Source organism: Acidimicrobiales bacterium (assembly GCA_041394185.1).
Classification (GTDB): domain Bacteria; phylum Actinomycetota; class Acidimicrobiia; order Acidimicrobiales; family Poriferisodalaceae; genus JAAETH01.
Map to the genome: position 1 here is coordinate 363862 of JAWKIQ010000002.1, position 20138 is coordinate 383999.

At 65.6% G+C, this 20138-nt stretch carries 20 protein-coding genes and 1 pseudogene; 6 read left to right on the top strand and 15 right to left on the bottom strand.

Translation table 11 applies throughout. From position 1 onward, the window contains the following. Positions 1–11: 11 nt before the first annotated feature. The 3 genes from moaA to R2770_09260 form a co-directional block, all read right to left on the bottom strand. The gene (gene moaA, locus R2770_09250) at positions 12–998 is read right to left on the bottom strand and encodes a GTP 3',8-cyclase MoaA (GenBank protein MEZ5280649.1); all 987 of its coding nucleotides are present in this window, start codon (positions 996–998) and stop codon (positions 12–14) included. 69 nt (positions 999–1067) lie between these two features. Then, positions 1068–2270: a molybdopterin molybdotransferase MoeA gene (locus tag R2770_09255; protein ID MEZ5280650.1), complete on the bottom strand. Its 1203-nt coding sequence runs from the start codon at positions 2268–2270 to the stop codon at positions 1068–1070. A 43-nt stretch (positions 2271–2313) separates the two neighbouring features. After that, positions 2314–3468, bottom strand: a complete 1155-nt coding sequence (locus R2770_09260) for a UTP--glucose-1-phosphate uridylyltransferase (GenBank protein MEZ5280651.1) — start codon at positions 3466–3468, stop codon at positions 2314–2316. A 143-nt stretch (positions 3469–3611) separates the two neighbouring features. Here R2770_09260 and R2770_09265 point away from each other — a divergent pair. Then, positions 3612–3752 (top strand): annotated as a pseudogene (locus tag R2770_09265) (FmdB family zinc ribbon protein). A gap of 14 nt (positions 3753–3766) precedes the next feature. On the opposite strand, the gene R2770_09270 reads toward R2770_09265, so the two are convergent. Continuing rightward, on the bottom strand, positions 3767–3985 hold the full coding sequence (locus R2770_09270; GenBank protein MEZ5280652.1) for a hypothetical protein: 219 nt from the start codon (positions 3983–3985) through the stop codon (positions 3767–3769). Between the two features lie 56 nt (positions 3986–4041). Between R2770_09270 and R2770_09275 the strand changes: the two genes are divergently transcribed. Beyond that, on the top strand, positions 4042–4437 hold the full coding sequence (locus R2770_09275; protein ID MEZ5280653.1) for a hypothetical protein: 396 nt from the start codon (positions 4042–4044) through the stop codon (positions 4435–4437). A 25-nt stretch (positions 4438–4462) separates the two neighbouring features. Here R2770_09275 and R2770_09280 read toward each other — a convergent pair whose 3' ends face one another. Genes R2770_09280 through R2770_09300 form a run of 5 tightly spaced genes read right to left on the bottom strand, consistent with a single transcriptional unit; the run spans position 4463 to position 10199 of the window. Beyond that, entirely contained in the window at positions 4463–5185 is a 723-nt protein-coding gene (locus R2770_09280) for a PHP-associated domain-containing protein (GenBank protein MEZ5280654.1), read from the bottom strand. A gap of 54 nt (positions 5186–5239) precedes the next feature. Then, positions 5240–6580, bottom strand: coding sequence for a TldD/PmbA family protein (locus R2770_09285; GenBank protein MEZ5280655.1), 1341 nt, complete (start codon positions 6578–6580; stop codon positions 5240–5242). Continuing rightward, positions 6577–7932 (bottom strand): TldD/PmbA family protein, encoded by a 1356-nt coding sequence (locus R2770_09290; GenBank protein MEZ5280656.1) that lies wholly within the window; start codon positions 7930–7932, stop codon positions 6577–6579. Before R2770_09290 ends, R2770_09285 begins: the two co-directional genes overlap by 4 nt. After that, positions 7929–9332 (bottom strand): TldD/PmbA family protein, encoded by a 1404-nt coding sequence (locus tag R2770_09295; protein MEZ5280657.1) that lies wholly within the window; start codon positions 9330–9332, stop codon positions 7929–7931. Before R2770_09295 ends, R2770_09290 begins: the two co-directional genes overlap by 4 nt. 42 nt (positions 9333–9374) lie before the next feature. Next, on the bottom strand, positions 9375–10199 hold the full coding sequence (locus R2770_09300; GenBank protein MEZ5280658.1) for an LppX_LprAFG lipoprotein: 825 nt from the start codon (positions 10197–10199) through the stop codon (positions 9375–9377). A gap of 81 nt (positions 10200–10280) precedes the next feature. Between R2770_09300 and R2770_09305 the strand changes: the two genes are divergently transcribed. From R2770_09305 to dxs, 3 genes are read left to right on the top strand one after another with little or no spacing between them, the layout of a single operon-like run. Continuing rightward, on the top strand, positions 10281–11300 hold the full coding sequence (locus R2770_09305; protein ID MEZ5280659.1) for a lysylphosphatidylglycerol synthase transmembrane domain-containing protein: 1020 nt from the start codon (positions 10281–10283) through the stop codon (positions 11298–11300). Further along, the gene (locus R2770_09310; GenBank protein ID MEZ5280660.1) at positions 11297–12163 is read left to right on the top strand and encodes a phosphatase PAP2 family protein; all 867 of its coding nucleotides are present in this window, start codon (positions 11297–11299) and stop codon (positions 12161–12163) included. Before R2770_09305 ends, R2770_09310 begins: the two co-directional genes overlap by 4 nt. Positions 12164–12193: 30 nt before the next feature. Next, positions 12194–14065: a 1-deoxy-D-xylulose-5-phosphate synthase gene (gene dxs / locus R2770_09315; protein ID MEZ5280661.1), complete on the top strand. Its 1872-nt coding sequence runs from the start codon at positions 12194–12196 to the stop codon at positions 14063–14065. Between the two features lie 39 nt (positions 14066–14104). On the opposite strand, the gene R2770_09320 is transcribed toward dxs, so the two are convergent. From R2770_09320 to R2770_09330, 3 genes are read right to left on the bottom strand one after another with little or no spacing between them, the layout of a single operon-like run. Beyond that, entirely contained in the window at positions 14105–14395 is a 291-nt protein-coding gene (locus tag R2770_09320; GenBank protein MEZ5280662.1) for a hypothetical protein, read from the bottom strand. After that, on the bottom strand, positions 14395–14946 hold the full coding sequence (locus R2770_09325) for a sigma-70 family RNA polymerase sigma factor (GenBank protein ID MEZ5280663.1): 552 nt from the start codon (positions 14944–14946) through the stop codon (positions 14395–14397). The genes R2770_09320 and R2770_09325 overlap by 1 nt, the downstream gene beginning before the upstream one ends. A 60-nt stretch (positions 14947–15006) precedes the next feature. Then, a complete protein-coding gene (locus R2770_09330) occupies positions 15007–15636 on the bottom strand; it encodes a NifU family protein (protein MEZ5280664.1) in 630 nt (209 codons plus the stop codon). Positions 15637–15846: 210 nt separating this feature from the next. On the opposite strand from R2770_09330, the gene R2770_09335 reads away from it, so the two are divergent. Continuing rightward, on the top strand, positions 15847–17781 hold the full coding sequence (locus tag R2770_09335; GenBank protein MEZ5280665.1) for a S8 family serine peptidase: 1935 nt from the start codon (positions 15847–15849) through the stop codon (positions 17779–17781). Positions 17782–17788: 7 nt separating this feature from the next. Here the strand turns inward: R2770_09335 and R2770_09340 are convergent, their stop codons facing one another. The 3 genes from R2770_09340 to R2770_09350 are packed head-to-tail and all read right to left on the bottom strand — an operon-like array spanning position 17789 to position 20138. Beyond that, positions 17789–18220 carry a GNAT family N-acetyltransferase gene (locus R2770_09340; GenBank protein ID MEZ5280666.1) on the bottom strand — a complete coding sequence of 144 codons (432 nt, stop codon included), beginning with the start codon at positions 18218–18220 and terminating at the stop codon, positions 17789–17791. Between the two features lie 8 nt (positions 18221–18228). Next, a complete protein-coding gene (locus tag R2770_09345; protein MEZ5280667.1) occupies positions 18229–18375 on the bottom strand; it encodes a hypothetical protein in 147 nt (48 codons plus the stop codon). Between the two features lie 11 nt (positions 18376–18386). Next, complete coding sequence (locus R2770_09350; GenBank protein ID MEZ5280668.1) at positions 18387–20138, bottom strand: ABC-F family ATP-binding cassette domain-containing protein; 1752 nt, start codon at positions 20136–20138, stop codon at positions 18387–18389.

The window sequence follows — 20138 nt, forward strand, 5'->3', positions numbered from 1 at the left end:
GCACCAAGACCTCAGCCGCCGATCTGCGACATCGACTTGGACGGCCTGATGAAGTGAACCTGGCCGATCGAGTGGCCCGCCCACTTGGTGCCAACCGCCTTGCGAATCTCCTCGGCGATGGTGTCGTCGTCGGCACCCGACCTCAGAACCGGACGCATGTCGAACTCGTCGATCGCGAACAGGCACGTACGGAATGCGCCCTCGGCGGTGATTCGCACCCGATCGCAGTCGCCGCAGAACGGCCTGGTGACCGAAGCGATGACCCCAATCTCGCCCGCCCCATCGGCAAAGGCGAAACGTTCGGCGGGCTCTGACCCACGCCTTATCGGCTCGAGCGGGTACACCGCGTTTATCCGCTCGACGATCTCCTCGGCAGGCACCACGGTGTCTCGTGTCCACGCACCCGAGGCATCGAGGGGCATGAACTCGATGAAGCGAACAGTGACACCCTTCTCGCGGCCAAAGGTCGCGAAGTCGACGACCTCGTCCTCGTTGACGCCGGCCATGACCACGGCATTGACCTTCACGGGCGCTAGGCCGGCCTCGATGGCGGCATCGATGCCGTCGAGTACACGGTCGAGTTCGTCACGCCGGGTCAGCTCGATGAACCGATCTCGCTGGAGTGAGTCGAGCGAGATGTTGATGCGCTTCAGACCAGCGTCGGACAACCCTTTGGCGTGCTGCCGCAATGTCGAACCGTTGGTGGTGAGCGACAGGTCGACGCCCAGCGCAGCGAGCTTGGAAACCAGCCGCGGCAGGTGGGCTCGCACCAGCGGCTCGCCGCCGGTGATGCGAATCGAATCGAACGCGAAGCGCTCGACACAAACCCTGGCGAAGCGTTCGATCTCCTCGAACGTCAAGATCTCAGAGCGGGGGACCCATTGCATGCCCTCAGCGGGCATGCAGTAGGTGCACCGGAAATTGCAGCGGTCGGTCACCGAGATTCGCAGGTCGCGGACGGTTCGGCCGTGCGGATCGACGAGATCGGTGGGTTCCACGCACTGAACGCTAGCGCCAAGGTCGCCAGCCCCAACCAGCGACCGGCCTGAACCCGCCAGAGCCGAGGTTCAGTCGAGCAGCAGCACCTGAACCTGGCCGCCTGCGGGAACGCCATCGCCATCTGGCACAACCGCCAAAGCGTTGGCCTTGGCCATGGCCCACAACATGTGTGAGCCCTGTCCTCCGGCCGACCTGCCCTGCAGGCGGCCATCGGCGCCGTAGCTCACATGGACGCGCAGGAAATGGGTCTTGCCGTCGGGGCGCCTGTCGAGCGCCTCCGCGGCGACGGCCACCACGGGAGTCGGAATCACTTCGGCCTCGTCGACGCCCATCATCTTTCGCAGGCCCGGACGGCCGAACAGTTCAAATGACACCATGCAAGAGACCGGGTTGCCCGGGAAGCCGAACACCGGCACCCCGTCGACGGTGCCGAACGCAAGCGGCTTGGCCGGCTTGATCGCCACCTGCATCCAGCGCATGTCGCCGATGCGGCTGAGCACCGCCTTCACATAGTCGAAGTCGCCCATGCTGACACCACCCGTGGTCATGACGGCATCGCACTCGGCGACGCCCCGACGCATGACGGCCTCGATGGCTTGTTCGTCGTCGTGCACCAGACCGAGGTCGACACCGATTGCGCCACAGCGCTGCACCAGCGACAAGATCGTGCGACGGTTCGAATCGCGAATCTGACCAGGCTGCAGAGGCGAACCGTCGGCGACCAACTCGTCGCCGGTGCTGACAACCCCTATCCGCGGTCGTGGGTATACGGGCACCGATTCGAGACCCAGCGAGCACAGAACGCCCAGGTGGCCCGCGCTCAGCTGCTCACCCGCTGAGAAGACCAATTCGCCCGGCTTCAGATCGTCGCCAACAGGGCGCACGTGGTTGCCCTCGGGCACGCTCTCGGTGACATGAACGACGTTCCCGTCGACCGACGTCAACTCGACCATCACCACAGCGTCGGCACCGGGAGGGATGACCGCCCCGGTCATGATTCGCATCGCCTGGCCTTGACCGATGGTGGTGGTCGGGTTGTCGCCGGCCGCCACCGTGCCCACGATCTCGAGATCGCAGGGGGCGTCCGCCACGTCGGAGTACCTCAAGGCGAATCCGTCCATCGCCGTGTTGTCGAACGGCGGAATGGCCACCTCACTGACCACATCGGAGGCCAGAACCATGCCGAGGGCCTCGGAGACGGGCACCACTACGGGGTTCGAGCGCTCGATGAGCGACAGCACGAATTGGCGAGCTTCGTCGAGAGGGATCATCCCGCTGAACCTACAGCCGGTGGTGGGCATCGGGGCAGTCGAGTCAGAGGATGCCTCGACCCTCGAGGATCTTGGCGATGTCGGGGCGGCGCCGCTCCAGCTCGGCCGGATCCTTCACGGGCTGGAACCGGCCATCGACCCCGTTGCGCTCTACGACCACCATGGTCGTCGGCATGAAAGCCGACAGTTCGCCCACCAGGCGCTCGAACTGGACGACGGTCTCGCCATCGACCTTCTTTTCGACCTCGAACCAGGTCAGCGGATGCGGTGAGGTGAGCCGCTCGGCGTCGATTATCAGCGAGTTGGTGTTGACCGCGGGAATCTGGACGTGAGCCAGGGCTGCGGGGACGCGGAAGGCCTCCAAGATCTGCAGGTGGCCATCGACGACGTAGGGAGCGCCGCCGGTTGCGCCTTGTTCGGCCGAGACGACCTCGCAGGTCATCGCGTTGCCGCTGTCTATGTGCAGCCCGATCATCGCGGGGTCGAGGGTGGCCGCGGCATTGTCGACGTTGGTCACGAACAGATACTTGCCCCCGCCCGCCAGGAAACGCTCGAGAAAGCCCGACCGCCTGATGGCGTCGCCCAGGTCGCCATGCCCTGGCGAATAGGGCGACACCTTGCCGTCGGCTCCGCGGAACAGTTGGCCGTCGTGGGTGATACGCAGGGCGATGTTTTGAGGGGCGGTCTCGATGGCGACCCTTTCGGTCGAGAACTCCCTGGCCACCTCCGACAACACCGGGTCGCTCTGGAAGCTGGTCATCAACACCATCGCTATGGGCGAGGCCGCCCGCTGCGACACCAACTCGAGATCCTTGATCTTGGTGTCGACGAAGCGCACTCCCGGCAGCACCTCGGCCAACGCCTTGACCCCGCCACCGAACCTGGTGGCCATGCCGCCGGCCAGCAGCACCACCGCGACCAGACCGGCGTCGATCGCAGCGGCCCCGATCTGGGCCAGGCGAGTCCGTTCAGGGCTACCCGTGGGCGGAAAGCCGATCAGGCTGGACGGATCTGGTGGTTCGACAACACCTTGAACGACATTGCGAGACAGGTCGACTCCACCCTCGACGATCCGCGACCGGAGTTGGTCGAACAGGTCCGCGTCGAACCCATGGCGCGCCAGCATCGTGGCGACGTCGGGCTCGATGTCCAGCCGCGCTGCGAGTGAATCAGCAAGCGCCGTCGTGGTGGTGTCCATTTCGTTCTCCCTCGGCCCGCCGGTCGGGCCCTGTTTCTGATAGTCGACCCGATTTCGACCCACTGGAGTCGACCGGTCGAACGGGTTGCGTCTGCCTACCGATACAATCGGTCGCCGTTCATCGAGACCTGGCTCAAGCGAAGATGCCCACCTACGAATACCTCTGCCAATCCTGCGGTCACCAGTTCGACATCTATCAGTCTTTCTCTGACGACGCACTCACTACTTGCTCCGAATGTGGTGGCGAGTTGGTGAAGGTCTTCGGCAACGTCGGCATCGCCTTCAAGGGAAGCGGCTTCTACAAGACCGACTCGCGATCGGAAAGCTCGAAGAGTTCGTCGGGTTCGTCATCGACCAGCTCGGCACCTGCAACCTCGGGCTCCTCAGACTCGGGTTCGTCTGCCGCGTCTTCGAGTTCGTCCGACTCGGCTTCGTCTGGCTCGGGATCGGCGTCTTCTGGGTCGGCGGGTTCGACATCGTCGACCTCTCCTGCCCCCTGATCGATTTTTGCCCCCACGACCCTTCCCCCACCCAGAACCCGACTTTGGCCCTGACGGCCGGGGAGGTGGTCGCGTGGCGATCGAACACGCACTCGGACGCGACAAGGTTCGCAGATACATACCGCTCTTGATGGTGCTCGCCATCGCCATCGGGGTCGAGCTCCGTTCGGCGTCGGATCGGCCCGAACAGCAGGCTTCGACAGTCCAGGCGTTCATGCCGACGATCGACCCTGCTCTGCGGCGCCTGGCGTTGCCGTCGGGCTGGGTGTCTGCACCTCACCTGACACCGGGTGACATCGTCGACCTGTACAGCACCGACCCGCTCACCGGAGCGGTCGAGCTCGTGGGCACAGCCCTGGTGGTGGTGGGCAACTCAGACGCGGCACTCGTGGTGGCCGCGCCCCAGCAGACCATCGTGGCGGTGGCTGCCCGAGGGGCCTACGGGCACTTCACCGTCGTCGGCTACTGACCAAGTGGCAGGCGCTGCCGGGCGCTCAAGTCGGCTCGATCGAGGGAATTATCCGTGGGCGCCAGCGCCGCGGCGGATCGCTGTGATGACCGACAACCCGGGCTGCACCCAGCGATTCGACGAATCCAGCGGCATCGACGAAGTGGGGCATCTCGACATAGGCAGCACCGAGGGCCTCGGCGACGTGGGCGTCAGAACCGGCACCTGCCAGCAGGCCGAACTGCTGGGCGAACGCTGCCGCCTTGGCGTTCAGCGAACGCAAGGACGTCTTGGCGTTGAGCACCTCAACGGCGTCGATCAGGCCCTGCTCGGCCAGCTCGTAGAGGCTCGGCTCGGCCAGGTTGCAACGCATGGGATCGAACGGATGGGGCACGTAGACGATGCCGCCCTGGTCGCGGATGCGCCTGGCCGTCTCAGCCGCGGTGAGGCCCTGTGGCACACGCTCGGTCAGGAACAGGCCGATCACCTCGCCTGTGTGTGTGCGAACCTCCTCGCCCACCACCACCTGGCAAGGCAGTTCGTCGGCAAGTCGCTTGGCACCGTCGATGGCGTGGTGATCGGTGATGCACAACACATCGAGCCCGCACTCGTTGACCGCCTCGAGAACCTCTGCTGGGGTGGTGGTCGAGTCTCCAGACCACATCGTGTGTGTGTGCATGTCGACGCGAACCGTGCCTGGAGGGCGAGCCTCGGCAAGGTGCGGGTGCATCTCGATGGCAGCCGCGGTGGGCATGGGATAGCTGTTCACGAAGCCCCTACTGTTGCGGGCCACGTACCCGGGCGCAACACGCGAACTGCATCGTCAGCGACCCGAGATAGACACCGACTCGACCAGCAGCGGTGCGGTGACGGTGCCTCCTGGCAGCATCTCGACCTCGGCGCCGACCTGGACGATGTCGAACAGCAACCGCTGAATGGTGGTGGCCATGGTGGCCTCGCGAACCGGCTCGCAGATCATGCCGTCTCTGATCATGTGGCCTCGGATACCCACCGAGATGTCGCCACTGATTGCATTTACACCCGAGTGAATGCCGTTGATCGCCTCGATGAGAATCGCTTCGCCCGCATCGGCGAGCAGCTGTTGCGTGGTGGACGAGCCTGGTTCCATCCGCAGCGCCTGGTAACCCACCGACGGGGTCGACCGCGACGAGCGAACCGCCGAAGCCGTCGAGCTGGTTCCCGCACGTCTGGCCGACTCGCTGTGATAGAGGAACCGGTCGAGGCGCCCCGAGTCGATCAAGACGTTGGGTCTGGTGGCCAAACCCTCGCCGTCATGAAGGTCGGCGGCCAAGCTGGAGGGATCGGTGGGGTCATCGACCAGCGTCAGCGCCTGCGAAGCCACGAGATCTCCGAGCCGGTCGGCAAACGGTGAACGGCCGCGATTGACCCGGTCGCCGGACAGGGTGCCTGCGACGATGCCCATCAACGACGCCGTCACCCGCGGGTCGAACACCGCTGCCATGCGGCCCGACGCCGGCTTGGAGGCCCCCAACATCGAAACCGCTCTTTCGACCCCATCGCGCGCGGCGCGCCCTATGTCGAGCAAACCGGGCGCTCGGGCTGCGTCGACCCCCGAACCGATCTGGGTCTCGGAGCCATCTCGGGCCAGTGGAGACACCGCGACCGAACACGAACCACCATCGGACCAGACGTCGATCCCCTGGGTGCTGACCACCGCAGCCTCGCCCCAAGCGTCGGAGAACGCGGCAACCCGAACTCCCTCGATCCGCGAATCGAGCGAACGCGCCAACCTCTCGACCTCGATGGCCATGTCGATGCGCTGCTGATCTGTTAGCAGGGTCAGCGACGGGTCCAACAGCCCGAAGGCCGGCAGCGAGACGCCATCGGGTGAGACCAGGCCCACGAACGGATCGGGTTCGGCCAGCGAGGCGTTCTCGCGCGCCTCGTCCAGCATCGCCAGTGCAATCTCGAGATCGGCCGCACCAGCGGATGCGAACCCTTGGCGTGAGTCGAACACCACCCGCACGCCAACACCTGCCGAGCTGCCCGACTTGAGCGACTCGACCCGACCCTCGTGGGCCCTGACGGTGGTGGACCGGCCCCTGGCCGCATAGACCTCGACCTGCTCGCCTGGTCGGGCCCTGGCAACTACAGACCGAGCGAGCTCGGTCAGCTCACTCATCGACCACCCACGCTGACACCCTCGATCGCCAGGCTGACGCCCGCCGCGGTGCCAGGGACGCGCTCTATGTCGGAGCCGACGGCGATGGTGTCTTGCAGCATCCGCTGCAGCGTCGAGCCGATCGTGAACTCGCGCACAGGCTCGGCCAGTTCGCCGTTGCGGATGCGGACGCCTTCCGCGCCGGTGCTGAAGTCTCCCGACACGGGGTTGACTCCAGAGTGCAGACCAGACACAGATCCGATCAAGATGCCTTCGCCGATGCTGCGATAGATGTCTTCGGGGCTCTGCTGACCCGGCGTCAGGGTGAGAGCTCGGCAACCAACACCAGGAATCGACGCATGCCCGCCTCTGACGGCATTGCCTGTCGACTTGGTGCCGACGCGCGCCGCCGACGAGGCGTTGTGGACATATCCCCTGAGCGTGCCTGCGCCGATCAGCACGTTGCGCCTGGAGGCGATCCCCTCACCGTCGAAGGCACTGGCAGCGAAGGCTTCGGGGTCTGTGGGATCGTCGACCAGGGTTATCAACGAACTGGCGACCTCTTGGTCGAGGCGGCCGGCGAACAACGACCGCCCCTTGTTGACCGCTTCGCCCGACAGCGTCGACCCGATGATCCCGAGAAACATCGAGGTCACCAGCGGGTCGAGCACAACGGTGCAACGCGTCGAGTCGGGTTTGGTGGCTCCGAGCATTCGCGTCGCCCTGGTGGCAGCCGCGGCCGCGGCCGCCTCGATGTCGAGGACACCGGGCCCACGCCCGACCGACCACCCGAAGCCGACCTGGGCTCCTGCGGTGTCGGTGGCCAGCGCAAAGGTGCTGAGCCCAGCCCTGGTGGCCCGGCTCTCGACGGCGATGCCCGTGGTCGAGGCCAGAGCGGCTTCGCCGATGGCATCGAAATAGTCGGCCGACTCGATGCCCGTGATCCTGGAATCGGAGCGCCGCAGGGCGGCTTCGAGTTCGAGCGCCATCTGCACCTTGTGTTCGGTGGGGGTGGTGTCGACCGCTGGGTCAAAGACGTGCAACTCGGCGGGGGCCACATCGTCTGGACCGGCCAACACCAGCCACGGATCTGGGCTGGCGAACTCGGCGTTGTCGCGCGCCGCGTCGAGGGCCTCGGCCACCGCAGCGGGCTCGAGGCTGCCTGCGTAGGCGAAACCCTGGCGGCCGTCGACCACGACGCGCACACCAACGCCCAGCGACTCGGCCGACGAGAGCGACTCGACCTGGCCTTCGTATGCCCTGATCTCGGTCGAGCGCGAGCGGGCCACATAGGCCTCGACCCCCTCGCCGTCGCGAGCGCGCGACACCACCCCTGCAGCGATGTCGAGCAGGTCTGGTGAGCCGGCCGTCACGCTGCGGTACCGCCCACGGTCAGTCGGCTGACCCGCAACGTCGGCTGACCGTCGCCCACGGGCACGCCCTGACCGTCCTTGCCGCAAGTGCCGGGGTGACCCATCTCGAAGTCGTTGCCCAGCGCATCGATGTCCATCAGCACCTGGGGGCCGTTGCCGATCAGGTTTCCCTCACGGAGCGGTTCGGTGATCTTGCCGTCCTCGATCAGATAGGCCTCGAGCATTCCGAATACGAAGTCGCCCGTGGCCGTGTTCACCTGGCCGCCACCGAGCTGGGCTACATAGACGCCGTAGGGGGTTTGGGCGACGATCTCGTCGGGATCCTCGACACCGTTCAGAACGTAGGTGTTGGTCATGCGCACCATCGGCAGATGTTGATAGCTCTGCCTGCGGCCGTTGCCCGACGGTGCTCGCCCTTCGGCCCTGGCCCGGATGTGATCCCACATGTAGTCGGTGAGTACCCCGTTTTCGATGAGGGTGTTGCGCGCCCCGGGATGGCCCTCGTCGTCATAGGTGAAATGGCCCCACTCGCGAGCCATCGTGGCGTCGTCGACCAGAGTGATGGCCGGGTTGGCCACGATCTCGCCGATGCGGTCCTTGAACACCGATGCACCCTTGCGCACAAGGTCGGCCTCCAGGCCGTGGCCGCACGCTTCGTGGAACAAGACGCCGCCGCCGCCACGCTTGATGACCACCGGCAACTCGCCAGACGGTGCAGGGCGGGCCCTCAGCTTGGTGACAGCGCGGTTGGCGGCACGTTCGGCCAGCTCGGCGACGTCGTGATCGTCGAAGAGTTCGAAGCCCATGGTGTAGCCGATCGACTCGCGACCGGTCTGCATGCCGGTGTCGCCCGACGCCACGGCGCTGACGCTGAACAGGGTTCGAACCTGATCGTCGCTGGCCCACACCCCCTCGCTGTTGGCGACGAGGATGCGCCTGCGCCCGTCGCTGTAGCGGGCGCTGACCTGGGTTATCGAGTTGGACACCGCCCGGGCGGCACCGTCGGCCGATCGAAGCAGCGCCACCTTGTCGGCCTTGGAGACCGCCTCGGGATACGTCGCCACGACGGTGGCGCCGGGAGCCGAAGGCTTCATGGCAACTGCCTTGACGCCCGACGAACGTTCCTGGGCCACCGCGGCCGCTGCCACAGCGGCTGCTCTGAGACCCTCGGGCGACAGGTCGGCCGTGTGCGCGTAGCCGGTGGTGTCGCCGGCTATGACCCGAATGCCGGCGCCGCGATCGCGACCCGATGTCAGCTCCTCGACCCTTCCGTCGTCGAGTACGGCACTGACGTTCGACCGATCTTCGACGAACACCTCGGCGAAATCGGCGCCCTTCGACAGGCCGGCCGCAATGGTCGCCTCGACTAGTCCGCGGTCGAGCAGTTGTGTATCGAACACTGGTGCGCCTCCCTGATCGTGTGGCGATCAGGGTATGCGTACTCAGCCGAACATCGACGGGTCGAGGCTCATGAACTCGTCCGGCACCTTCACGTCGACGTCGACACCGAAGTCGCTGAGTTCCATCACCACACCACCCGACATACCCATCGAGTCGAACTGCATCTCGAAGCGGCGTACCTGACCATGGTCGTCTATCCAGACGAAGATCGGCACGTCACCGGTCATGAACCCAGAGGGGTCCAGCTCGGCGGCATCGAGGGTCACCGCGAACATCGTGGTGTCGACTCCCCCAACCGTGTCGGTGCCAACCTGTTCCACATCGGCCACCGACCGAAGCCCGTCCAGCAGGGTGCCGGGTTCCTCGAACGCCAGTCCCATCGACGAGATGGCATCGCTCGAGCCTTCACTGGGCACTGCTACCCAGTCGGCCGATGAGCCCATCATCTGGGTCAAGGCCGGAAACCTCATGTAGGCGGTGTCGCCTGCGACGACGATGTCTATCTTGCCGTCGCCGAACAGGTCGCCGAAAAGGTCGAGCTCTTGATCGGACATGCCCTCGAGAAGCGAGCTCATGTCCATGGTCATAGTCGCTTCGTTGGTTCGCGAATCGATGGCGCCGTCCACCTCGAAGCGCATCTCTTCCATACCGAACTCGGGCGCCGAGAACGACATCAACATCGCGAACCGATAAGACGTCGCTGTCGAGGTACGGTCGACGGCGGCGATCAACATCGCATCGGTGCCATCGAGCTCGACAAGCGGCAGGTCGGCTCCCTGGCCCACCGATCCGGAACCCGATCCACCACCACATCCGGTGGCGATCAGGGCCGCCACGACCACAACCATCAGCAAACGACGCTTCATGTCGGCCCTTTCGGCACGTTGGGCACCCGATGTGACACATTCCGCGCCCCGGCGGCAACGACATCTAACCTCTTCCCCGGCATGAGCAGCACCTTGACCACCGAACCAGCGCAGCGATCCAGCCGCGCAGGATGGATGCTGCTGCTGCGCGCTCTGGTCAGCGTCGGCATGCTGGCGTTCCTGCTGCTGAACGTGCCACGCGACGATCTCGGTGCGATGTGGTCGGGTTGGGACACGCGCGACCTGGAATGGCTGGCGGGCGCAGCAGGGCTCACCGCCGGCGCCATAACCCTGGCGGCGATGCGCTGGAAGCGTGTCTTGGCGACGCTTGGCGTTCAGCCGAGCCTCTACAGGCTGGTGGTGCTCAACCTGGCAGGGCAGTTCGTCAGCAACTTCTTGCCCACTACCGTGGGCGGCGATGTGCTGAGGGTCCGCAGGCTGGGTCGTCGCATGGGCGATGTTCCTCGTTGCTTTGCCTCTGTGGTCATAGAGCGGTTGACCGGTTGGGTGGTGCTTCCGCTGCTGACACTGTTCGGGCTCGCCATCAACCCGGGTCTGGCCCGCCTGGGCGCCAGCTCCAGAACCGCCATCGCCATCGCAGCCATCACGTTCGTGGTCTTGCTGTTGGTGGTGTGGGTCGCAGAACACCCGCGGGTCGGGCGCCGGCTCGAGGGCACCGGCAACGTCAAGGTGACCCTCACCGGCCTGCACCTGGGCCTGGGCGAATTTCGCAGTCAGCCGCGCGCCGTGGTGGACCTGCTGGCTGTGGGAATCGTCTATCAGCTGGCCCTCATCGGAGCCACGGCCATGGCGGCCGAGGCCGTGGGCATAGACGTGTCCCCAACGGCCTGGTTGGCCTTTGCGCCAGCAGTGCTGATCGCCCAAGTGCTCCCGCTGTCCATAGGTGGGCTCGGGTTGCGCGAGGGTGCGCTGGTGTTGTTCCTCGGTCCGCTGGGCGTCAGCCAGGCCGACGCCATCTTGCTCGGCCTCCTGCTTTATGCAATCAACCTGGCGGTGAGCCTGCTGGGGGCCCCGGCCTTCGCCTACGGATGGATCAGGGGCTACGACAAGGTCGACGCCGACGCGGAGCACCAGAGATGAGCGCCCCGGCGGCCAGGGACTCGCAGCTCGACGATCGCACACCGATCAGGCGCCGCTGGTGGCTCGAGGTCACCTACGTGTTGCTGTTCTACGCCGTGTACTCGACGATCCGAAACCAGTTCGGCTCTGGAGGCAGCTTCTCGGCCGGAAGCGCCACGGCCCTGCGCAATGCAGAGTTGGTGATCGACATCGAGCGGGCTCTGGGCCTGTATGTCGAGCTGGACATCCAGAGCGCCTTCATCGACTGGGAATGGTTCATAAAGGGCTGGAACATCTTCTATGGCAGCCTCCACTTCGTCGTCACGGGCGGAGTGATGATCTGGATGTACCGACGCACACCCAACCGCTATCGGCGCTATCGCAACGTCTTGTCGGCAACCACCGCGCTGGCACTGGTGGGCTTCTCGGCGTTCCCTCTGATGCCCCCACGCCTGCTGAACGCTGGCGGCGAATATGGCGCCAACCTGGCGGCCCACGACTATGTGGACACCCTTGCCGAGATCGGCGGCCTGTGGTCGTTCGACTCGGGAACCATGCAATCGATCTCGAACCAGTGGGCGGCGATGCCCAGCCTGCACATCGGCTGGGCGCTCTGGTGCACCCTGGCCCTGTTCCCGGTGCTACCCAACCGCTGGAGCCGGATATTGGTGGTCTTCTACCCGATGACCACGCTGTTCGCGATCATCGTCACCGGGAACCACTACTGGATGGACGCTGTGGGCGGTGCACTGACATTGACGGTCGGCTGGTACCTGGGCAACTGGGCCTCTCGGTGGATCAGCCCCAAGATCGAGCCCGCTCTCGAGCTGCCCCCAGACGCACACAACGACGACGACCCTGCGAAACCCCGTTCGTCGGCATAGCCTGTCGTGCGTGATCGCCGGGAGCATCGCATGATCATCGACAAGATCCAGAGCCCTGCCGACCTGAGGGCGTTGGACCCCGACCAGCTCGACGAGCTGTGCCGCGAAGTCCGCGAACACATCGTGCAGTCGGTCTCCAAGACCGGTGGCCACCTGGGCTCGAACCTCGGCGCCGTCGAGTTGACGGTCGCCATCCACCGGGTGTTCGAATCGCCCCGCGACGTGATCGTCTGGGACACCGGCCACCAGGCCTACGTACACAAGGTGGTTACGGGTCGGGTGCGCGAGTTCGACGAACTGCGCCAACGCCACGGCATGTCGGGCTATCCCAGCCGCTCCGAATCACCCCACGACTGGGTCGAGAACAGCCATGCTTCCACTGCGCTCAGCTACGCGCACGGTCTCAGCTGTGGGTTCTCGCGATCGGGTCAGGAACACCGTCAGGTGGTCGCCGTCGTAGGTGACGGCTCGCTGACGGGGGGTATGGCATTCGAGGCCCTCAACAACCTGGGCCACAGCGGCCAGCCAGTCGTGATCGTGCTGAACGACAACGGACGCAGCTATGCCCCCACGATCAGCCGCCTGTCCAGCGCGGTTTCGAAGCTGAGGTCCAGCCCGAACTATGTGCGGGGCAAACGCCAGATCGCCGACGTTTTGGACCGCGTGCCTTTGGGCGGCGAGGTCAAGCGGGGCCTGTCGGGGGCGGCCGCTGCGGTCCGCGAAATGTGGGAGCCGCCTGCCTTCTTCGAGACGCTGGGGGTCAGGTACACCGGCCCGGTAGACGGTCACGACATCGAGGCCGTCGAGGATGCACTCCGCGACGCCAAGACCTATGACGGCCCCATAGTCGTGCACGTCGTCACCCAGAAGGGGCGAGGCTACGAACCCGCCGAGGACGACGACGAGAAGCATCTCCACGACATCGGCCTGTTCGATCCGGCGACGGGTGGCGCGCCGGTGGGCACCACGGCAAAGGCGCCCGAGTTCAAGAGTGCTTTCACCGAGGCGCTCATGAAGGCGGCCGACCAACGCAGTGACATCGTCGCAATCACCGCGGCCATGCCCGGCTCGACCGGGCTGCTGCCCTTCGAGGAGAAATACCCGCATCGCTTCTTCGACGTCGGCATCGCCGAGCAGCACGCCCTCACCGCCGCCGCCGGCATGGCGATGGCAGGCATGCGGCCGGTCGTCGCGTTGTATTCGACGTTCCTCGCCCGGGCCTTCGATCAGCTCACCTACGACGTCGGCCTTCACGGCTTGCCCGTGATCCTGTGCCTCGACCGTGCCGGCATCACCGGCCCCGATGGTGCCTCGCACCACGGCGTGCTCGACCTCACCATGTGCCTGCGTGTTCCTGGCATGACGATCTTCGCCCCATCGTGCTACGAGGAGCTGGGCGTCATGTTCGAATCGGCTCTCGAGATAGAAGACGGCCCGGTGGCACTGCGATGGTCGCGCGGTTCGGCGCCCCGATCACCAGACGGCCAGGTCGGTTCGGGCCGTTCGGCTCGCAAGCTGGTCGATGGTTCAGACGTGTGCATTCTGTCGGTTGGTACCCAGCTGACGGCTTCGCTCGAGGCGGCCGAGGAGTTGTCGGGGCAGGGCGTGTCGGCTTCGGTCTGGGACGTGCGTACCGTGCCCCTGGACCGGGCGATGCTGCGCGACGCAGCCGGGCATCAACTGGTCGCGACCGTCGAGGACGGCATGCGAGTGGGGGGCGTAGGGTCGCTGGTCGGCGACGAACTGTCGCGGATGCCAGCCGAGACCCACCGGCCGCGCACGCTCAACATCGGCACTCCGGTCAGCTACCTGCCTCACGGCGACCCGAACCTGCTGAAGGCCGAACTCGGGCTCGATGGCGCCGGCATCGCGGCGTCGATCTACAAGGCCATGAAGGGCTGAGCAGCTTGCACAGGCCGAGCGGCGGCTCGGCTGCGAACCTCAGGTTGCGTCGGCTGCGTCGAGGCCGCCGTCGGCCAGACGGTCAGCGAACTCCTGTAACCGGGCACGGGTGCACGAATCCGGGTGCCCTTGGCGCGCGACAGCATCCTTGATGCGGTGCAGAAGATCTGCCTCTAGGCCACAGTGTGCGCACACATCGAGATGCTGGTTTATCCACGAAGGGTCGCCTTGATACTCGCCATCGAGGTAGCTCTGGATCACGGCACCAACCCGGGCGCACTCGTCGGCGCCGACGTGGCGACCGCGCTTCAACAGACGGAGCCAACGCATCAGTTGATCTCCCTTCGTCCGAAACCGGCATCGTCGAGATGCTCACGAATCTTCTTGCGTGCCCGGTGAAGGCGACTCATCACGGTACCCACCGGCACCCCCAGCTGATCTGCGGCCTCCTGGTATGACAAGCCGCCGATGTCGACCAACTCGACCGGCCGCCTGAACTTGGTGGCCAGGGCGTCGAGCGCGGACGTTACCGACGCATCAAAAACCGGATCGACGACGGTGGCCTCGGGGTCGAAGGCACCGCCGGTGTCGGTGGTGGCCAGCCGTTCGAGGTCGGCGTCGGGGTCGTCGAGGAGGCCGGGACGCCTGCGCCTGGTTCGGTTGATCTGGGCGTTGCGAACGATGGTCAGCAGCCAGGCCCTGGGGTGGCGTCCGTCGAAACGATCGATCGCCTTGTAGGCCCTGATCAGAGCATCCTGCACGAGGTCTTCGGCATCGCTCTTGTTTCGGGTGAGAGTCATGGCAACCCGATACATGACGTCGAGTTCGGGAACCACGTAGAGCTTGAATGCCGCCTCTCGGTCGGTTCGAGCCGCTTCCATCGTGATCACACCCTCCGAAACCCAACCCGACGGCGCAAGATTCCCCGAACCGATCGTCGGTCAGTGACTGGCGTAGTAAGGGTTCTCGCCCGACTGGTGGTCGGTCACGTCGACGACGTTCTCGATCGACGGGATGTGTTGGCGGATCGTCTGCTCGATGCCGGCTGTGACCGTGGCCTTGGACATTGCGCAGCCCTGACAGCCGCCTCCCAGGCGAACCACGACCGTGGAGCCGTCTACCTCGACCAGCTCGGCCCATCCGGAGTGGGCAGCGATCATCGGATTGATGCGTGCGTCGAGCAGTTGACGTACCTGGTCCTCGACCGATCCGGTCAGTTCGAGGGGCTCGTCGAAGTTCGACGACACATCGGGCCGGTTCGGGTTGCGCAGCACGAAACCGCTCTGGTGAGGATTGCTGGGCAGGTCCAGCTCGGCTCCGTCGAGCTTGGGGACGTCGGCCTCGGGCAAGACGATGGCCAACGAACCAACCCTTGTGATCACGTCGGCGGGACGGGCGTCGGAGATGGCCTGGAAGGCCAGGTCGTACACATAGTCGACGCCGCGGGTTCCGGTGATCTCGATGAACAGGCCGAGGGCGTCACCCTCTGGCTCGCCATCGCGAATACCCAAGATCTTCTCCAGTGCAGCGTCGCTGACGCCCACGATCGTGTCTGTCGACTCGATAGCCATGGGCCCAGAGCCTACCGGGAGGCTCCGGCATTGAACCCGACTGATTGTGACGTGGCTCTTAATTCAGCACCCAACCCATCCGAATGAAAGGGATGAGGCCGCGTCAGGGCGCGGCTCGGATCCAGGAAGTATCTCGTGGCTCTAGCCCGGACACGACAGCCGAGACGAGATCGCATTCGGCGATCGACCCGCCCCCGGGGCCGGGTTGCCGTGGTCGTGTTGCTCGTGCTGGCGTCGATGCTCGCCTCGGCGGGCTCCTCGGGAGCCGCCCCCACCAGCAGGATCGAGATGTCGACCCTGGTGAAGCACCCCGATGGCTCCCTGGTTAGCGAAACCGTCGAGGTGAGTCCGGCCCAGGCCGCCCAGCTCCAGGCATCGGCCGTGGCGGGTTCGGTTCTGGCAGCGGCGAACACCCCGGGTATCCAAGCGTCGGCGGGCGCAAAGCTGATCGCCGCCGAGCCTCTGGTCGAGTTCTCCGCGTTTGCCGACGACCCCCAGCGGTCCAATCAGTGGTCGCTCGATCACTCGACATTCGAGACGGCTTCAGGGATGGTCGACGCCAGCACGGTCACGATCGCTGTCCTGGACACCGGGATACGAGGCACCCACGAGGAACTCAGCGGCGTTCTCGTCTCGGGCGCCGACTTCGTCCTTGGATCGGGTGACGGTCTGGTGGCCGACCACTTCCACGGCAGCCACGTGGCCGGCATCGCCGGAGCCGTGACGGGCAACGGCAAGGGCATCGAGGCAGCCGCAACCGGCGTCAGGATCATGCCCGTACGCGTGCTCGACTCCAGCGGCAGCGGAAGCTCGACCGGTGTGGCCAACGGCATCATCTGGGCAGCCGATCACGGGGCCGACGTGATCAACCTCAGCCTCGGCTCGACGACCAACTCGACCGTGGTGGCGTCGGCCATCGACTACGCGATAGCCGAGGGTGTCGTCGTCGTAGCGGCGTCGGGCAACTCGGGCAATGCCGGAAACCCGACGATGTATCCGGCTGCGCTCGACAATGTGCTATCGGTCGGGTCGGTCAATTCCTCCCTGACCAGGTCGGGGTTCTCTGGCTACGGATCGTGGCTCGATGTGGTGGCCCCGGGTGAGGGCATCTTGTCGCTGCACCACGGCGGCGACTCCAGCTATGCGTATGCCAACGGAACCTCGATGGCTTCGCCTCACGCTTCCGCGGCGGTAGCCCTGCTGTTGGCCGCCGATCCCACCTTGTCACCGGCCGAGGTCCGCAGCATCCTGAAGGCGACGGCGGTGGACCTGGGGCCCGTCGGCGACGATGTTCAGTACGGCGCCGGGTTCGTCGATCCGGCAGCCGCAATCTTGTCGGCCCTCGGCGAGGGTGGCGGAGGCACCTCACCGGACAGTGGATCTCAAGGTGTGGGTTATGCCTTTGTCACCTCGAGCGGTCGGGTGCTGCCACTGGGTGACGCAACCTCGTTCGGATCGATGGAGGGTCAGGCCCTGGCTCAGCCGGTGATCGCTGCTACGTCGACCCCCTCGGGCAACGGGTACTGGATGGCCGGCGGGGACGGTGGCGTGTTCACGTTCGGCGACGCCGCCTATCACGGCTCGACGGGCGACATTCAGCTGTACAGGCCAATCGTTGGCATGGCACCAACCAAGACCGGCAACGGCTACTGGCTGGTCGCCAGCGACGGCGGCGTGTTCGCCTTCGGCGACGCGATGTTCCACGGCTCAACGGGTGGTATCGCGCTGGCCCAGCCCATCGTCGGGATGGCACCAACCAAGACCGGCAACGGCTACTGGCTGGTAGCCAGCGACGGCGGCATCTTCGCCTTCGGAGACGCAGGCTTCTACGGATCCACCGGCGGCATGGCCCTCGACCAACCGATCGTCGGGATGGCACCAACCAAGACCGGCAACGGCTACTGGCTGGTCGCCAGCGACGGCGGCATCTTCGCCTTCGGGGACGCAGGCTTCTACGGATCCACCGGCGGCATGGCCCTCGACCAACCAATTGTCGGGATGGCACCAACCAACGCCGGCAATGCGTATTGGATGTTTGCTCGTGATGGCGGCGTGTTCTCGTTCGGTGCCCCGTACGCAGGCTCGGCAGCCGGGCTGCTGAACCCGGGCGAAACTGCCGTCGCCCTGGTCGACATCAGCAGTTGAGACGGCGCTAGCCGGCGGCGGGCACCCTCTTCATCGGTACATGTGCGATGCCGTCGAGATCGAACTCGGGGCCGGTCAACTCGAAGCCGAACCCGCGGTACCAGTCGGCGAGATGCGCCTGGGCCTCGATCTCGACCATGTGCGTGTCGTCGAGTACGTGCAACAACAATCGGCGTGCCAGGCCCCGACTTCGGTGCTGTGGGTGGGTGACGACCCGGCCGACTTTGACGTGATCGTCATCGGGAATGACTCGCAGAGCTGCAACGATGTCGCCATCGCTGTCGATCCACACATGTCTGGCGACCAGGTCCAAGCCATCGACTTCGGCGTAGGGACAGTTCTGCTCCACCACGAATACGTCACATCGCAGCCGCAACAGATCGTGGAGTTGACGGGTGGTCAGCTGATCGAACCACAGATCTTGAATGGTGCCAGACACTTGCGCCCCTAGAACAACAACGGGATTGCCGATGCAACCAGCGAAAGCACCATCAGCGCCGAGACGATCATGATCGTCCAGTACGCAAAGGGTTGACGCACCCGCATCGGCAGGATCTTGCCGCTGTGATCGTGAGTAGGTCTACGCCGAGCCATCTCAGACGATGCTAGCGGTGGTCCTCGAGTTCGCCAGACAGCTCTAGCCACTGTTCTTCGGCGGCGCCCAGCGAGTCGATCACTTCCGAAAGCCGGTTGCCGAGCTCGGCGGCGGCAACGTGGTCGGTGGTCGAGGCAAGCTCGCTCTCGAGTTCGTCGCGCCGGCCTTCCAGCGCTGCCATGTCTGCCTCGACCTTGGCGATGAGGCGCCGCAGGGTCGAGGGCGTCCGCTTCTTGGTGCGCCCCGACGCCGAGCCGACGACTCCGGCAGATGTCGTTCGCTCGCCACCCTTGTCGCCAGCCGAGTCGACGATCGAACCCGATTCGGCCTTCCAGACGACATCACCCGAACCCAGACGGCGCGTCCGTCCTGCGCCCACAGCGATGGCCTGCTCGACCGTACGCTCGAGGAACACCCTGTCGTGGGAGACGACGACGAGCGAACCGGGCCAGTCGTCGAGGAAACCCTCCAGCGACCGAAGGGTGTCGAGATCGAGGTCGTTGGTGGGCTCGTCCAGGAACAAGACGTTGGGCCCTTCGGCAAGTACCAACAACAGCTCGAGCCGTCTGCGCTCGCCGCCGGACAAGGTGCCGATGAGCGCCTGCTGAGCGTCGTTGTCGAACCAGAAGCGCTCGAATAGTTGGCTCTGCGCTGGTGTGAGCTTTGGTTCGTCTCCGACAACAGCCTCCCTGACCCTCAACTTCGGGTCGAGGTTTCGTCCGAGCTGGTCGAAATAGCCCAGCTTCACCGTCGGGCCCCACTGGACGGTTCCCGCAGATGGCTCGAGACGACGTGCGAGGACGTCGAGGAGTGTCGATTTGCCGCCACCGTTGGGGCCGACGATACCGAGCCGCCCACCCGGCGCCAGCGAGATGTCGACATCGCTGAACAGCCGCTGCGAACCAGGGTAGGCAAACCCAACCCCCTCGGCATCTATGACCTTGTTGCCCAACCGCGACGACCCGAAGGCATCGAGGCCCAACGGCACCGACCGGTCGCTGGAAGGCGCAGGACCTCCGTCGATGACCGAGCGGGCTTCGGCGATGCGCGACTTGGGCTTGCGGCGCCTGGCCCTGGCGCCGCGCTGCAGCCAGGCCAGCTCCTGGCGGGCCAGGATGCGGCGCGATCGTTCGTCTCGCGCCGCCTTTTCCGCCCGGGCTATCTCGGCGTCGAGGTGGGCCTTGTATCCGCCGTCGGTCAGATGGCAGCCATCCTTGTCGAGCGACAGGATGCGGGTGCAAACCCGGTCCAGCATCTGGCGGTCGTGGCTCACCAACACAACCCCGCCCCTGTATCTGGCCAACCGGGCCTCGAGCCACTCGATGGCTTCGATGTCGAGGTGGTTCGTGGGTTCGTCCAGCACCAGCAGGTCGCTCTCGCTCACCAGTGCCGCAGCCAGGGCGACGCGCTTGGCCTGCCCACCCGACAACTCGTCGACCGGGCGATCCAGCAGCCCGCTGACGCCAAGGCGGTCGAGGACCGACTCGACCTCCCAGCCAGAACCGACGGCGTCGGCAACGGTGCCGTCTCCGAGGTCGGGCCGCTGTGCCAGAACCACCATACGCAGGTCGCGGGCTCGCCTGACCGTCCCCTGTTCTGGGGTGATCGAACCGGTCATGACACCAAGCAGCGTGCTCTTCCCTGCTCCGTTGATGCCCAGAATCCCCAGCCGATCGGCCGAGTCGAGCGTTACGGACACGCTCTCGAACAGAGGCCTATCGGGGCGGGTAACGGTGACAGAGTCGACGTCGACCAGGATCAC